The sequence below is a fragment of the Bradyrhizobium sp. MI1.11 genome (assembly GCF_055811255.1).
This window is the reverse complement of the sequence record NZ_JBVVPM010000071.1, coordinates 20,089-35,379: the sequence shown is the minus strand read 5'-3', so window position 1 is coordinate 35,379 and position 15,291 is coordinate 20,089. Positions and strand designations below refer to the sequence as shown.

Annotated in this window: 14 protein-coding genes and 1 pseudogene; 3 read left to right on the top strand and 12 right to left on the bottom strand. The window is 60.9% G+C overall.

What is annotated here, in order from left to right:
- Window positions 1-585 precede the first annotated feature (585 nt).
- Together AC0L30_RS38050 and AC0L30_RS38045 are read left to right on the top strand one after the other, a co-directional pair.
- Complete coding sequence (locus AC0L30_RS38050) at window positions 586-816, top strand: hypothetical protein (protein WP_473406411.1); 231 nt, start codon at window positions 586-588, stop codon at window positions 814-816.
- Between the two features lie 181 nt (window positions 817-997).
- Window positions 998-1,225 carry a hypothetical protein gene (locus tag AC0L30_RS38045; RefSeq protein WP_007601192.1) on the top strand — a complete coding sequence of 76 codons (228 nt, stop codon included), beginning with the start codon at window positions 998-1,000 and terminating at the stop codon, window positions 1,223-1,225.
- Between the two features lie 1,607 nt (window positions 1,226-2,832).
- Here the strand turns inward: AC0L30_RS38045 and AC0L30_RS38040 are convergent.
- The 10 genes from AC0L30_RS38040 to AC0L30_RS37995 all read right to left on the bottom strand — a co-directional run bounded on the left by AC0L30_RS38040 (window position 2,833) and on the right by AC0L30_RS37995 (window position 12,911).
- A complete protein-coding gene (locus AC0L30_RS38040; RefSeq protein ID WP_473406410.1) occupies window positions 2,833-5,952 on the bottom strand; it encodes an efflux RND transporter permease subunit in 3,120 nt (1,039 codons plus the stop codon).
- Window positions 5,949-7,193 (bottom strand): efflux RND transporter periplasmic adaptor subunit, encoded by a 1,245-nt coding sequence (locus AC0L30_RS38035; protein WP_473406409.1) that lies wholly within the window; start codon window positions 7,191-7,193, stop codon window positions 5,949-5,951. The genes AC0L30_RS38040 and AC0L30_RS38035 overlap by 4 nt, the downstream gene beginning before the upstream one ends.
- Before the next feature lie 54 nt (window positions 7,194-7,247).
- Complete coding sequence (locus AC0L30_RS38030) at window positions 7,248-7,490, bottom strand: hypothetical protein (RefSeq protein ID WP_007601199.1); 243 nt, start codon at window positions 7,488-7,490, stop codon at window positions 7,248-7,250.
- 80 nt (window positions 7,491-7,570) lie between these two features.
- A complete protein-coding gene (locus AC0L30_RS38025) occupies window positions 7,571-7,843 on the bottom strand; it encodes a twin-arginine translocation signal domain-containing protein (RefSeq protein WP_354128989.1) in 273 nt (90 codons plus the stop codon).
- Window positions 7,844-7,861: 18 nt separating this feature from the next.
- Window positions 7,862-8,419: an HdeD family acid-resistance protein gene (locus tag AC0L30_RS38020; protein ID WP_219683144.1), complete on the bottom strand. Its 558-nt coding sequence runs from the start codon at window positions 8,417-8,419 to the stop codon at window positions 7,862-7,864.
- A gap of 151 nt (window positions 8,420-8,570) precedes the next feature.
- Window positions 8,571-9,056, bottom strand: coding sequence for a DUF992 domain-containing protein (locus tag AC0L30_RS38015; RefSeq protein WP_007601203.1), 486 nt, complete (start codon window positions 9,054-9,056; stop codon window positions 8,571-8,573).
- A complete protein-coding gene (locus tag AC0L30_RS38010) occupies window positions 9,057-9,656 on the bottom strand; it encodes a hypothetical protein (protein ID WP_473406408.1) in 600 nt (199 codons plus the stop codon).
- A gap of 11 nt (window positions 9,657-9,667) precedes the next feature.
- Window positions 9,668-10,792, bottom strand: a complete 1,125-nt coding sequence (locus AC0L30_RS38005; protein ID WP_473406407.1) for an AI-2E family transporter — start codon at window positions 10,790-10,792, stop codon at window positions 9,668-9,670.
- A 302-nt stretch (window positions 10,793-11,094) separates the two neighbouring features.
- The gene (locus tag AC0L30_RS38000; RefSeq protein WP_007601209.1) at window positions 11,095-12,534 is read right to left on the bottom strand and encodes a basic amino acid/polyamine antiporter; all 1,440 of its coding nucleotides are present in this window, start codon (window positions 12,532-12,534) and stop codon (window positions 11,095-11,097) included.
- Between the two features lie 152 nt (window positions 12,535-12,686).
- Window positions 12,687-12,911: a DUF6894 family protein gene (locus AC0L30_RS37995; protein ID WP_083869979.1), complete on the bottom strand. Its 225-nt coding sequence runs from the start codon at window positions 12,909-12,911 to the stop codon at window positions 12,687-12,689.
- Window positions 12,912-13,151: 240 nt separating this feature from the next.
- Between AC0L30_RS37995 and AC0L30_RS37990 the strand changes: the two are divergent.
- A pseudogene (locus AC0L30_RS37990) lies at window positions 13,152-13,867 on the top strand (Bax inhibitor-1/YccA family protein).
- A 6-nt stretch (window positions 13,868-13,873) separates the two neighbouring features.
- Here AC0L30_RS37990 and AC0L30_RS37985 read toward each other — a convergent pair.
- Complete coding sequence (locus tag AC0L30_RS37985; protein WP_007601211.1) at window positions 13,874-14,377, bottom strand: DUF1269 domain-containing protein; 504 nt, start codon at window positions 14,375-14,377, stop codon at window positions 13,874-13,876.
- A gap of 188 nt (window positions 14,378-14,565) precedes the next feature.
- Entirely contained in the window at window positions 14,566-15,267 is a 702-nt protein-coding gene (locus tag AC0L30_RS37980; RefSeq protein WP_245286106.1) for a proton-conducting transporter transmembrane domain-containing protein, read from the bottom strand.
- Window positions 15,268-15,291 lie beyond the last annotated feature (24 nt).

Sequence of the window (15,291 nt, the reverse complement as noted above, 5' to 3'; positions counted from 1 at the left end):
ACCCGGTCCATCCGGGCAACCCTCGTCGCAACATCGAGGGTGAGTCGCCTCATTTTGTGGGGGGACATACAGTCTAGCGGACTTCCCTCCGTTCACCGACTCGACCGGCGGCAACAAAGTGACGGCCGACTCGCGAGAGAACAACGAAAGTTGCTTGGACTGGAAATTCCGCGATCCGAAGCACATATCATCGGCATGGTGACAATTGTGCAATGCACTTGCGGTGCTGAGTACAGACGCACCGAAGAGAAGTTCCTGGTACCGCATACAGGTGACGCGGTCTGCGCAATCTGCGGAGCTGCTCTGGAATCGTGGCAGGAAAGCACCCACGTTCCCAGTTACCAACTTATTGAACGTCCGAAGACGAAGACGGAGTGACAGAATGAAGCGGACTCCAGATGAAACCGATCTCAAGCAGCGATCGGCGTGAGGTCCCTTATTGGCCCGAATCTGAGAAACTCGACACTTACCTCTGGCTTGGCTGACAGGGATAACCGGACCTCGTCCGCGCCGGCCGCCAACTCCGTGTCTGCCCCGCCAAAAAAGGGGTAAAGTGCTCCAGGGTCACATCTGAGGAGTAACAACATGACCCTACTCCCCAAGTTAATTCGTGCGATCGACCGGCGTGCCTTCGCGATCATGGGCAACACGATGCCGCCCCAAGATCCTGATGATGACGAAGAGGAAGACGACGAAGAGGAAGAGGAAGAGGAAGAGGAAGAGGAAGAGGAAGAGGAAGAGGAAGAGGAAGAGGAAGAGGAAGAGGAAGACAAAACCGACGAACCGCCGGTCGTGCGCGAGCCGGATGAAGACTAAGCAGGGTCCTTATACGTAGCCTGAGCTTCGGAGAGCGTGATCCCCAGCCTGCGTGCCGGCGCGCTCGTGCGTCCGGCGGCTTTCAAGGTCGGTCTAATTCCGAGAGAGCAGCGGACAGGCGCTGAATGGACCACGGGTTCTCGGCGCACACTCTCGGCGTTCGCGGGTAGAGGAGGCGAGCATGACCCTCATATGGCTTGGTGTGCTCCTTGTTTTCGGCGGCGTGCTCCAAATGGCGTTTCAGCCCATTTGGCGAGGCCGACTCAGCGGTGGAAGGCGGCTTCGCTCCGGGCGTGATACGCTGGAGCCTGAAAGACCGGGTAGCGGCTTCGGCATCAAATCGAACTGGCCTGGACTTGTGATGGTCGCGCTTGGCGGCGCTTTTTTGCTGGCCGGTGCTGCCATCTGAGTTGAAACGAATGTCTCAGGCGTTGCCCGTTATCTGGCCAGGCCAATGTGCCAGAGCCATGTCTCCTCCTGGCCCGTGGCTGCCTTGATCCCACGCTGCCAAATGTCGGCTGATAGGGACAGACCGGAAATTTGCGGATGAGAATTGGCACTTTTGACGAAGCGGATATTGAAGGCGCCTAGTTCGCGCATCATCCCTCCGGCACGTCGGCTAGGCAGCTCTGCATTTGGGGTTTATCCGACGTTCCGCCGTCTTCATGAAGGATGGCTTCCCTGGTGGGCGAGGACCTACGCCGATTTGACCTACCGTTTAAGCGGAAGATCGGAGGAAATATCGCAGATTTGCGCCATGTGAGGAAAAGCGGTAGCGGTCTCCCGCTACCATGTATCCCCCACTATTGTGGTGGGCCTGAGGAAAGACCTCGCCGCCTATCAGGCCTAGGCACCGACAAAGCGCGGCGAGGCTGCCATCGCGAACGCGGTTTATCACGCGATTGGCAAACGAGTTCGCAGCCTCCCCATTCCTATCGAGAGCATTATCGACCAAGGCATGGGCAAGCCCAGGTTAGGCTAAGTCAACGGACACCAACTTCGGCAAACCAAGCTAAGGTGCAGAAAAGGGATACCACCTGATACCCGTTGAAGCCCTTCCATTCTCGAATGGCTGCTTCTGGCGCAAAGTGGTCGATGGGATATACGAACTTAGATTTCGATAGCGATCACTGGATGGACTAGCTCAAACTTCGCCATGATGGATTGGATCGAGAGTTCAAGCTTTACAAGCGGTTAGAAGGCCACGTGTGCACGATGTGTGCACCGGGAGATCAAGAAATATCTCATTAAAAGCTATGTGGGCCTCTCACGAGCCTCGCACGTTGACGCAACCGCAGACATCGAAATACCGGCGCGTAGGCGAGCGCTGACGAGCAGCCTCAGAGTGCGGAGGCGGGATGCGTCACAGCCATTCTGAGCATTGGCGCAACCCCCAGTACCATCGCGAGTGCGACTTGCACGAGACTAGTCGAGGTGGGCACGTCACGTTTTGTTGGCTTTATCTTCCGGTCTCTTTTGGTGCGCACAGCCTCGTCGTGTGGCTTACACCGATCTCTGTTGCGCATCGCATGCTCCAGAGCTTGTCGGACCGGTAAACCTTACCGCGGACGATTGCATTCCAACGCCAACTACATTGGTTGCCGGCCGCGCGACGCCGCGGATACCACAATCGAGGACAGCTGCGCGGGCACCGCGTAGCCGCAGCCCCAAGTGGCAGCAGGCGGCGGTACACCGGTTTCTCTCACGAGGTCGAGCCCTTTCGGAACTCGCTTGGATCCAACGCGACCGGAATCCTTTTTGTGCCTTCAAAATCGATAACACATCCCGTCGGCAGTGCCAGCAGCACCGGCATCCTAGGAGTGCAAGGAAACCATCACGGGTTCGCACGTTCATTATCGTCTTCCTTTGCTTGCGCGATCTCCGGATGGATTTGGATGCGTGCCATGGACTGAATGATGCTGGATGCGAACAGAACCGTGCCCTTGAAGTAGCCAGGATGAGGAGCCCGGTACCAGCTGCATGGGGATCCGCGCTTCTGGAGTTTGCTGCGGCATGTCAATGGCCAAGGGCGCCCGTCTTCACGCGCTCGCGCAGGCGCTGGAACGTCACGTAGAGCATCGGCACCAGGAAGATCCCAACAGAGCTCGCTGCAAGCATGCCTGCGAACACGGCTGTGCCGACGGCCCTGCGGCTGAGCTCGGCGGCGCCGGTCGCAATCACAAGCGGCAGGAGACCAAGGATGAAGGCAACGGAAGTCATCATCACTGCGCGGAAACGCATATATGCGCCCTGGATCGCGGCTTGCTCGAGCGCCACGCCCGCCTCACGCTGCTCCTTCGCAAACTCGACGATCAGGATGCCGTTTTTGGCGGCGAGTGCGATCAGCACCACGAGTCCGATCTGACCGTACAGATCGAGATTGAGGCCAGCGACCTTGATGCCGACATAGGAGCCGAGCACGCCGACCAGGACCGACAACAGGACCGGGATCGGGATAATCGTGCTCTCATAGAGCGCGACCAGGAACAAATACGCGAACAGCACGGCAAGCGTGAGCACAATGCCGGTCTGGCCAGCGGCCTGTTGCTCCTGATAGGCGGTACCGGTCCACTCAAAACTGTAGCCCGCAGGCAGTACGGCATGAGAAACGTCGGCCATCGCTGTGAGCGCGGTGCCTGATGAGACACCGGGCGCCGGGCTACCGTTCACCGTCACTGAGCGATAATTGTTGTAGCGGGTGATCACCTGAGGTCCGGTCACGATCTTGATCCCGGCGAGCGATCTGATCGGCACCATTTGGCCGTTGGCGTTGCGCACGAAGATTTGCCAGATGTCCGAAATATCGGCGCGATCGAGCGCTTCGCCCTGAACGTTGACCTGCCAGGTGCGGCCAAACCGATTGAAGTTGTTGACGTAGATGCCGCCGAGCGTCGCTTGTAGGGCCGTGAAGATGTCGCTGATTGTCACTCCGAGCGCCTGAGACTTGCGGCGGTCGATATCGAGATAGATCGACGGATTGGTTGCAGTGAAGGTCGAAAAGACGCGCGAGAGCCGTGGGTCGGCGTTGGCGGCGCCGATCAGCGCACCCGTGACACTGGAGATTTCGGCCGGGTTCTGTCCTTCCAATGCTTGGAGTTGGTATTCGAACCCGCCGCCGGTGGAGAGCCCGATGATCGGCGGCAGATTGAACGGCAGGACATTGGCTTGGCGGATCTGCGCGCCAGCGGCGAAGGTTTGGCCGATCAGCGCTCGCGCAGAATCTGTTGCTGCCTTGCGATCGGCAAACGGCTTCAGGCGCGTGACCACCAGCGCGCTGTTCGGTTCGGATGCGCCGTCGAGCAGGGAAAAGCCGATGATGGCAAGAACATGATCGACCGCGGGCATCTGCTTCAGGATGCGTTCGACCTGTTGGGTGATTTCGCTGGTTCGTGCCACCGACGCGCCGTCCGGCAGTTGTACCGAGGTGAAGAAGGCTCCCTGATCTTCCTCGGGCAAGAAACCCGTCGGCGTGATCAGCGACATGCCGAAGATGCCGGCGCCGAATAGGGCAATCAGCAGGAGCGAGAGCCCCGCCTTCCGCACCAAGCGGCGCACGCCGCTGCTGTAGCGGTCCCGCAACCAGTCGATGCCGCCAAGCACACGACCGATCAGGCCACGCCGCGGCCCGGTGTGGCGCAGGAACAGCGCGCATAACGCCGGCGACAGCGTCAGTGCATTCAGTGCCGAAATCATCATCGCGGCGCTGATTGTCACTGCAAACTGGCGAAACAGCATGCCGGATATGCCGGGAATGAAAGCGATCGGCACGAAGACGGAGAGCAGTACCAGCGTGATCGCGATGATCGGCGCCGTGATCTGTACCATAGCCTTCTTGCTGGCCTCGGCGGGAGAAAGCGAGGGCTCCTCCTCCATGATCCGCTCAACATTCTCAACGACGACGATGGCGTCATCGACCACGATGCCGATGGCGAGCACCATGGCGAGCAGGGACACCGTGTTGGCCGAATATCCGAGCACCAGCAGCACGGCGAAGGTGCCGATCAGGCTCACCGGAACGGCAACGGCCGGGATCACGGTGGCCCGGAGATTGCCGAGAAACAGGTACACCACGATCACGACCAGCAGGAAGGCCTCGCCTAGCGTCTGTAACACTTCCGTGATGGTGGCACGCACGAAGCTCGTTGAGTCGTATTGGACGAGGTAGCTCAGCCCGGTGGGAAAATGCTGCGACAGCCGCTGCATCGTCGCTGTCACCGCCTGTGCGGTGGTCACCGCGTTGGCACCTGGTGACAGATAGATCGCGATCGGCACGGCCGCACGTCCGTCGATCCGCGCTTCGCTGTCGAGATTTTGCGCGCCCATCTCGACGCGGGCAACGTCGCCCACGAGCAGCGATGAACCGTCCGGATTGGCGCGCAGCACGATTTGGGTGAATTGATCGACGGTGGCGAGCCTGCCCAGGGTCTGCACATTGAACTGGAACTGCTGGTCGTCGCTGATCGGGCGCGCGCCGATGCGGCCGACCGGGGCCTGGACGCTTTGCGTACGGATCGCGGCAATGACGTCCGACGGCGTGAGATTGAGGCTGGTGAGCCGCTGCGTGTCAAACCAGATCCGCATCGAGTAGTTCATCTTCGCGAACAGGTTCGCCTGGCCGACCCCCGGCGTGCTGGCGATCGCATCAAGCACGTTGATGATTGCATAGTTGGTGATGAAGAGCGGGTCCTGTTGGCCATTTCCGCTGTAGAGTACGAGGAACTGCAGGATCGACGAGGAGCGCTTGTGCACCGTCACGCCCTGCTGCTGTACTTCGGTGGGCAATTGCGACAGAGCACTCTGCACGCGGTTGTTGACGTTGACGGTATTGATGTCGGGGTTGGTACCGAGCGCGAACGAAACCGTCAGTGTGTAGCTGCCGTCATTGGCGCTAGTCGACTTCATGTAGAGTGCGCGGTCGCTTCCAATGATCTGCGCCTCCAGCGGCTGGGCGACACTGCTCTCTACAACCTCGGCGGACGCGCCAGGGAAGATGCCGGCGACCGTGACCTGTGGCGGCACGATGTCTGGAAATTGTGCCACCGGGATTTGCGCCAGCGCCAGTGCGCCGGCAATCGTGTTGATGAATGCGATCACCATCGAAAGCCGCGGACGATCGATGAAGAGGGCGGACATCATGGTTTGTTATCCGCCGGACCAGCCTTGCCGGAGGGGCCGTGATCCGTTTGCGGAGCCGTGCCATCTGCGGCGGCTTTCATGCTCGACAGGATCAGCGCGCTGGCTGGTCCTGGCGACACGGTCTGGCCGGGACGAACCCGCTGCAGGCCTTCGACAATCACCTTGTCGCCGGCCGCAAGTCCGGCGATCACCGCCGCGACAGTCGGGGTCGATTGCCCGAGCTGGATGCGACGCTGTTCGGCTTCGTTGTCGGCGCCGACAGCGAGAACATAGTTGCCCTGCTGATCGGAGAGCACGGCCGAGCGAGGGATCACCAGCACCTCGACCGGCTGAACGCCCTCAAGCACTACGGTCACGAACTCGCCATCGGTCAACTCGTGAACGGAGACGCCGGCCGCCGAGGGCGCCCGCAGGATCGGATTGGCGATCTCGCCACGCACGGTGATCGTATCAGTGCTCTGGGCGATGGTATTGTCGACAAAGTTCAGCTTGCCGGTTTTTCCGTACATTCGCCCGTTCGGCAGTCGCAGCCTGATGACCACGGCTTCCAGACCGCCTTGCGGCGCGTATCGTTCGCGCAGCTCCAGTCCCTGACGCACCGGCACGGGAAAGGTGACATACATCGGGTCTTGGCTGACGATGCTGGTCAGTACCCCCGAGCTTGGACTGACGACGTTGCCCACCGTCACCGCCGTTCGTCCGATCTTGCCGGCGATCGGCGCGCTGATCACTGTGTAATCGAGATTGATCTGAGAGGCCTGGACCCCGGCTTGCGCGGCTCGCACCTGGGCTTCGAGGCTGCGCTGGTTCGCGATTGCTGCGTCGTAGGTGGACTGTTGCCCGGCAGGGCCTCCGAGCAAGGTCCGCGCGCGTTCGGTCGTCAGCTTGGCATTCTCGAGTGTGGCCTCAAGCTGGGACACCTGCGCCTGTTTCGATGCGAGATCCGATTCGAAAGGGCCACGCTCAAGCCGATAGAGCTCATCGCCTTTGCTGATTTCGGCGCCTTCCTCGAACAGGCGCCGTTCCAGAAATGCAGTGACGCGAGCAACGAGGTTGACCCGATTAATCGCCTCGATCCGCCCGAGAAATTCACTGCTCTCGGTGATCGGCCGCTTGGCCGCTTCCACGATGCCGACCGCGGGTGGCGCGGCCGAAGTCGACTGGGTTTGGGCCGATCCGCCGGCGGTGACCATCAGGAGAGTGACCCCCAGCAGCCTGATCGAGACGCCAGCAAAGGTCATTGTCCGCTCCTTGCAACGGATCCGGAGCCGGGTCAGTGCTTCACCGGCGCCTCGCTACTCCCGCCGCATGCGATTGCTGCGCGCGGGTTCGTCGTAGCCCTTGCGGCGGCTGTGGAACATCAGCCCGATCAGTCCGCAGCCGGTGACCAGCATCAGGATTGCAGCGCCTCCCAGGATGACGTTGCGGTAAAGCGGCATGGACGGCGTTGCCTGCCATACCGCCACGCAATACCAGGTTGCCGCAACGAGAAGAGCTGCCAGGAAGGTCCCAACGACCCATCGTTTCGTGATGCGCAAGGCTGCCTCCTTCGTCTGATTGGGACTGGTGCCGGCTTCGCGGAGTATCTGTCGACCGCGGATTGCGCGAGGACGCGTTGTTAGCGCCACCGCCATCCGCAACGGCGACGACCGCGATGCCACCAGCACACCCAGCGACGCCGGCGCGGCCGGCCCCATCCCCGACGACGAGACGGCGGTCCCCATTGTGCTTGCGTCGGGAGGTCTGGTTGCTCGCTCGGCCGGCCGAGATCGTGAGCAATAGGCATTGCTTCCGCGGCCTCAATGAAACGAACCCCGATGGCGCCGATCGCCACGGCAGCGACGGCATTCTGAGCAAAGCCAAGGAAAGCCCGACGGCTCGGTGTGTCCATCATGTTTCTTCTCCTTTGTTAGGCGGTTCGCCGCGCCGCCTGAAGCGCGTAAAGCAGCCAGGCGAGGCCGTGCGAAATCAGGTCGACGCCAAGCAGAAATCCGAGGGCCCAGACGCTGATGGTCGGAAAGCCGAATAGAATCAGCACGCCGGCGAGCAGCCCAAAAATGCCCGAGATCAGCATCATCCATCCGTTCTGCCGCCAATGGGCGAAGCTCAGCACGCATCGAATGACGCCTGAGGCGAACAGCACCGCGCCGAGGAGGTAGGTGAGGATCAGGGCACCCGAGGCGGGCTGGGTAAGCAGCACAAGGCCGAAGGCGGCGTAGAGCGCGCCGAGCAGGATCTGCCATAGGAACCCACCCCATCCCTTGGTCCAGAATGCATGGATGATCTCGAACGCGCCGGCCGCGATGGCCATCAGCCCGATGAACTTGACGCTGATGATGGTTGCGAACGCCACGTCGCTGAGAGCTGCGAAACCGGCGGCGATCATCACGATTCCGAGAAGGGCACAGACCCACAGCGGAGGGCCGCCCAAAGCCTCGATATCGGAGCGGTCGTCATAAACTGTCATCCCATCCTCCTGGTCTGCGTGATGGTCGGCACGCTTGGGACGCTAGCGTCGAACCTCCGCTATCGACATCCGACGAAACCCTGAGCGATGGGGCGGGAATGTTCTCGTGGGCCACGAGCGGAGCGATTGTGTGCTCGATCGCCTTTGCAAGCTATCGCGGGCCGCGCGGACCCAGCGTCAGGTTAGTGACGCCGGCGGCCAGGTTGATCCCGATCGATCGCTCGATCGACAGGGGTTGCAACATCACGCTCCGTCGCGAGCCACCGATCAGGACGTTCGCGCCGAGCCCGGGGCCGAACGCAAAGCTGCCGCTCGCGCCGACATAGTTGCCGCGCAAGGTGGCGGATCCGATCCGCGAGTTTTTGGCGAGCACGGCCCAAGACAAGGTGCCTGCGCTGGTCACGCCGATATCAAGGCCGACACGCCGGATTCGTCCCTCATAGATGAACTGCCTCGGCGGATTTCTTGCAAAGAATGTGCAGCGCAACGACTGCACCGATCCGAGCACAAGCCCGACGCGCGGGTTGCTGAAGCACAGGAGCCGGCCGACCCTGAACGTTTCGGCGCGCGCCGGCAGGGCTGCGACGCATAGCAACGCGGACGTGCCGAAGACTGCCACAAACCGCATCATTCGCATTCAGGCCTCCACTTGACTGTTGGTATCGGAGAGCGCGCTCCTCGGTCGGCTGTCCTGGCGGAACCAGAATGTGATGCCGAGTCCGATCAGCAGCACTGCGCCCAGCAGGAAGAAAAAGACGGACTGCTTCAGCCAGGATATCGCCGGGACGGCAATGCCCATGGCAAGGCCGAGGAAAGAGATCTGCAGCGATAGAAGGTTGACGCCAGCGAGGAACGTGCCGAGCGCAAGCAAAGTCAGCAGGACAATGCCGGTCGCCGGGGTCGGAAGCAATTGCTGAACGCCCGAGACCAGAATGATGTTCATCGTGACCAGCACGGCGACCCAGTGCAGCGCCTGGGTCCAGATCAAGCGGAGCCGGGCCTCCTTGCCTTGGGTTTCCGGCCATTTGGTGACGACGCACACGATGCAGATGGCAAGCGCCAGGAATTCCCAGTAGCCGAGGAGAGGTTGGTGGGAAACGTTAGTATAGGCGACGCCCGCGATGGCAAGCACCAGCGCCACGACATAAGGAAGCTGCTGCCACAGGAATTGAGCCATTGTCGATTGAGGCGAGGGAGGATCGGTACCCTCCTGCCGTGGCGCCCCGCTCTGGTTCATGGGGTCCTCACTCACGATTCACCGCTGTTGAACGTCTGCTTGAACTCGTCGCCGAGGTAGTCCTCGACATAGAATCGGATGATTGCGACACGGCCGATCGCCACCAGCGGCATGGCGAGCGCGATGCCCAGGACGCCGAACAGCGCACCGAGCAGGACGATGGCGACCAACGTCCAGGCAGGAGGGATCTCGACGGCCTGGCGCTGGATCAGCGGACCGATCACATAGCCTTCGACAGACTGGATGATCGAGTAAATGAGGACGGCCCAGATCAGCAGGGAACTGCCGAGCGGCATTGCGACCAGCGCGATCGGTATTGCGGCTACGATTGGTCCGACATAGGGAATGAAATTCGACAGGCCCGCCTGCAGTCCGAGCACGAAGGGTCCAGGCAACCCAATGAGGTAGAGCGCGGCCCAGACCCACAACGTCATGAGTATGACGCGGATGAACTGCCCGACGAGCCACAGCCGCATGACATTGCCCATCTCGTCCATGACCGTTCTCGCCCGCTGGCGCTGGGAGGGCTTCACCAGCATGACCAGGCTTTCACGGTGGCTGGTTGGGTCTAGACCAAAGAGGATCCCGAGGAACAGGACCACTAGGACACCGGTCAGAAGGCTCGACGCTCCGCCAAGCAGGAACTGAGCATGGCTGAGAAACCGGCCTTGGTCCGAGAACAGCCACTGCGCAAAGTCGCGGCCCCATTCCGGACCGAGCAGATCCACGCCATATGACAGAAGATGCTCCTGCAGGATGTCGAGCTGGTTGTCCATGACCTTCAGCAAGAGGCGCGTCTGCTCCGGCAGCTTGCGCGCGCCCCAGATCAGTCCAAATCCCGACAGAGCGGAGAACAGCAACAGAACCAGCGTCAGCCGCGAGGCGCGATTGAGCGGGAGGACGGCCGCCAGGGCCCTTGCGCAAGCATCCAGAAACGCGGCGAATAACACGCCTGCAAAGATCAGCAGGAGACTCGAGACCGTCTGCCACACCAGAAACAGCAAGACGCAGGCAGCCACCAGGCCGAGCCCGGTTGCGAGAATGCCGCGTCGTGTGCCGTTCTCCGGCACGACGGCGGAGCCATCGCGTGGAGCGATCTCGCAGAGTCTCTCCGGTGCTGTCCTGGACTCGTTCATGGTATCGGTTCAATCGCCGTCGCCTGTGGTACCTAGGCCCGGACGCGCCGGCTGCCAAAGTGCGGATGCTTTCCTCCGCGATGACGCCAGTAGCGGTGCTTCGTCGGGTTCGTATTGGTGTTTGGAGCTGCTTTCTCCGGTGGCGACGCGCCGGCGCCGCTTTGGGCAGACACGCCGGTCTCAGTCGATTGGGCCAGCGACACGGTTGGAAAGGCGCAGACCGCCATCGATCCGTATATGATCAAGGCGCCACAGATGGCCCGTGTGCTCATATTCGCCTCCATGCAACTAGGGACAAAGATTCAAATCGATATGGCTCCGGTTGCGAGTGCGTAAACGCCGGCGCACGCGGCAATCGTGATCGCTGCAAAAAGCATAGCTTCGAATGGCCCGAAGATCGTTTCCTTGCGCTCGCGTTTCGCAAGCAGGAACAGCAGAGTGCCGGGTGCATAGAGGATGGACGACAGCAAGAGAAATTTCGGTCCGCCGGCGTAGATCATGCCAGCTGCATAGATCGTTGCGATAGCCGATCGGATCCAGTCGGTGGTGCGAGCGCGCTCGCCCGCGCGGTAGGTCTCGCCCGACCAGGCAAGCTTTAAGCCGTACGCCGCGACAATGAAATACGGGATCAGCGTCATCGCGCTCGTCATCTTCAACGCGAGTGTGAACGCGTACTCCGCAAACCAGGCGACCAGCAGAAAGATCTGGATGACGCAATTTGTGAGCCAGAGCGCGCCGGCAGGGACCTTGTGCGCATTCACCCTGGCAAGAAAGGAAGGCATGGTGCGGTGGATCGCCGCGGAATGCAGGATCTCGGCCGCCAGCAGTGACCAAGATAGGTAGTTGCCGAGAACCGAGATCAGGAGCGCCAGGCTGATGAATACGCCGCCCCAGCGGCCGACAATCGCTTCCATCACGCCAGCCATGGATGGCGTCGGAAGATCCGCCAGTTCAGCCCTCGGCAACACGCCGTAGGACAAGAGCGTCACGAGAACGAGCAGGCCGAGCACCGTCAGAAATCCGGCAATGGTTGCGAAGCCGATGTCGGCACGGCTCCGGGCGTAGCGGGAGTAGACGCTCGCGCCTTCAATTCCGACGAACACGAACACGGTTAGCAGCATCGTGCCGCGAACCTGAGAAGACACACTCGACGCATCCGACTGCTCCGTTCCGTGGAAATTAACGGCGAACAGATCGCCGTTAAAAGCAATGACGGCGGTGCCAATGAACAGCAAAATCGGGATGATCTTTGTGTAGGTCGCAATCGTATTGAGGGTGGCTGCGCTCTTGATGCCGCGCAGCAGCAAAATGTGCACTCCCCACAGCAGGACAGACGCCGAAGCGATCGCCACCGGAGTTGTCCCGTCGCCGAACACGGGAAAAAACTGCCCGAGCGTTGCCTTGATCAAGACGAGACAGGCGACGTCTGCAAGACAGCAACCGATCCAGTACCCGACGGCTGAAGCAAAGCCGATGTAGTCGCCAAATCCGGCTCTGGCATAGGCATAGATCCCGGCATCAAGGTCGGGCTTGCGGTGTGACAACGTCTGGAACACGAAAGCCAGCATCAGCATGCCGCTGCCCGCGATAGCCCAGGCGATCATTGCTCCAAGCGCACCCGTGGTTCGTCCGAACGCCGCAGGTAGTGCGAAAATGCCGGACCCCACCATCGAGCCGATCACGAGCGCGATGAGAGCATTCCGCGAGAGTTTCTGGTCGGCCGCATTCGGCGGGGGAGCCATGACGGGATGGCCTTCCAATCCGGGATGCGACGGGCATTGATGCCCGCCGCATTGGAGAGGACATTAGACGTGGCTTTCCCCTTCGCACATCCGGGATTCTCTGTAGGCAGCGAGGGCAGGAAATTGACGTACTGTAAGGTTGGGCATCGCCCTCAAGTTTTTGGGGGAGGGGCAGTCGCGATTTGACCGGGACCGGATGATGGCCCGGAAGCGGCCGCCAAAAGCACGACGCTGAAACGGCAGAACTCGCCGGCCTTCGCGAGCTCAGCCGCTATGCATCGGGCGTGCAGGGACGCTGCGTCCTGATTGGCGAGCTCGCATCCGGTCCCATCGGGCGAGAGACCGTATTTGTCGACGATATGAAAGTAGAAGCGCATACCGGCCGGATTAGGCCGGATCGCGGCCGTTTTCCCCAAACGCGTAATGCGTCTCCGCCCAAAGGAGGACACTTCCGGCGGTTTCGATTACCGGTTCGTAATCACCGTGCTCAGGTGCGCAGTAAAAAGCTGTGCGATAGGGTGATTGTCCTTGCCAACTCTCGGGTGATTGTCCGATGCCGTCTACTGATACCCAGAGATAGCATGACCTGATTAGCGAGCTCTGGCAGGAGACAGGCAATGTCGAACTATGATCCGAACGTGACGGCGGCGGGAGCGGGCGGCGGCGAGGCAATCGCGGTCAATGCTGGACTGCGTAGCTACATGCTGCGCATCTACAACTATATGGCTGCCGGCATCGGCCTAACGGCCGTGGTTGCGTGGCTCACCTATCAGCTCACTAGTCCTGCACTGCTGCAGAGCCCGTTGATGTGGGTCTTCATACTGGCGCCGCTGGGTTTGGTCTTCTTCATCGGCTCGCGGATCAATACGCTGTCGGTGTCGACCGCGCGTCTGCTGTTCTTCATATCTATGCGGCGCTGGTCGGCGTGTCGCTCTCGACGCTGCTCCACATCTACACCAGCGCCTCGATTTCGCGCGTCTTCTTCATCACCGCGGCGACGTTCGGGGCGCTCAGCGTCTTTGGCTATACCACAAGGCGCGACCTATCCGGTCTCGGCACCTTCCTGTTCATGGGCCTTATCGGGATCATCATCGCCACCCTGGTGAATCTGTTCCTGCAATCCAGCGGGCTTGACTGGCTGATCTCGATTGTGGGCGTCGGCGTGTTTGCCGGGCTGACGGCCTACGACACGCAACGGATCAAGGCGATGCATGACAGCCGGGACGACGAAACAACCAGAGACCGCAAGTCGGTGATTTCAGCGCTGTCGCTGTATCTCAACTTTATCAACCTGTTCATGATGCTGCTGCGTCTGGTCGGCAACCGCCGCTAAGTGGCTTCAGGCCGCCGGCCGCTCCGCGGCGCTTGCGAGTGCGTCGCGCAGAGCCTGTTCTTTGGCGTCGTCCAGGGACGTCTTCAGCACGGTCCCTCCGGCGTCCTTGATCTCCTTCAAGACCTTGTCCGCAGTCATATTCTTGATCAGCACGAACAAGGCGGCGTTGCCCGTGTGAAGTGATACTGATAATTCCTTCATGAAGGAGTCGTCGATGCCGAAATCGGACAGTGCGCCGCCAAGTGCGCCGGAAGCTGCTCCGACGGCGACACCGAGGATCGGATTGAGGAAGATCATGCCGATCAGAAGTCCCCAGAAACCGCCGGTCACCGCCCCCATCGACGTCGTGTTGACGAGCTGATTGAGCTTGATGCCGCCGGAATCCGTCTTCACGGCGATCACTGCGTCGCTGATTGTGATCAGATATTCCTTCTGCAGCTTGAGCAGCCGCTGACGCACTTCCTCGGCCTTCGCCTCGGATGGATACACGATCGCTACTAGATCGGACATGCAAACCTCCTGCTGGATCAAGCTCCGCCGCGACCAAGACGATGCGCCGACCGGTGCAACCGTGCCACTGGCGGAACGCGCTGTCGAACACTAGCTTTCGATCGGTCGGCTTGGGATCGGAGAAAACCCTGAGGCGTGGGGATGAATGTTCCTGATCGTTGTTGCTGGAGGGTCGCCTGAGGCGGACCTTATCCCGGCCGAGAGGTATGCGCCCCAGCCATCAGCGCGCCAAACAGCAGCGCCAGGATGAGGAGGAACATGCTGGCCGCAGGCCACTGGCAGAGAACGCGATTGGCCTTCTCTAGGCAGCCAACGGACCTATGGCAGCTGCGTTGAAAAAGACCGAGTATGCTGGCGACCATTTTCCAGCGCGTCGAATAGGCATCCGGATGCGGCCAGGGAGCGACCAGGATCGCCAGCACAACGCCACCCAGGACGGAGGAGAGCGTTTTGGTGAGAGTCTCGACCGCAAAGAAACCGGACACCGAACCGTGCGAGACGGCTAGATAGGAATCCCAAGGCAACAGGCCGAGCGATAGCGAGCACAGGGCCAGCACAAGCGCCGCGATGTTCCGGACGTGTAGTGCAGGACCGGTCGATGCAATCCGCTCGACCGTAGGCACCAGCGCGTGAGCCAGGACCAAGATAACGTAGGCCGCTGTAAGCATTCCGCCCGCCTCGAGCACGACCGCCCACCACCACTGCCCCCTTTCGGCTGCGGCACGAAGCAACAGCTCTTTTGCCAGCGACGCACCGCTCGGCTGTACGCCTACCAACGCGATGCCGGCGAGAGCAAAAGCTAAGACGCTCAATGGCATCGTTCTCACCAGACCACGCAAGTCTGTGAGGCGATCATGACCCAGCCTCGCATAGATCGATCCGGCAGCCATGAACATTGCTGCTTTGGCCGTGGC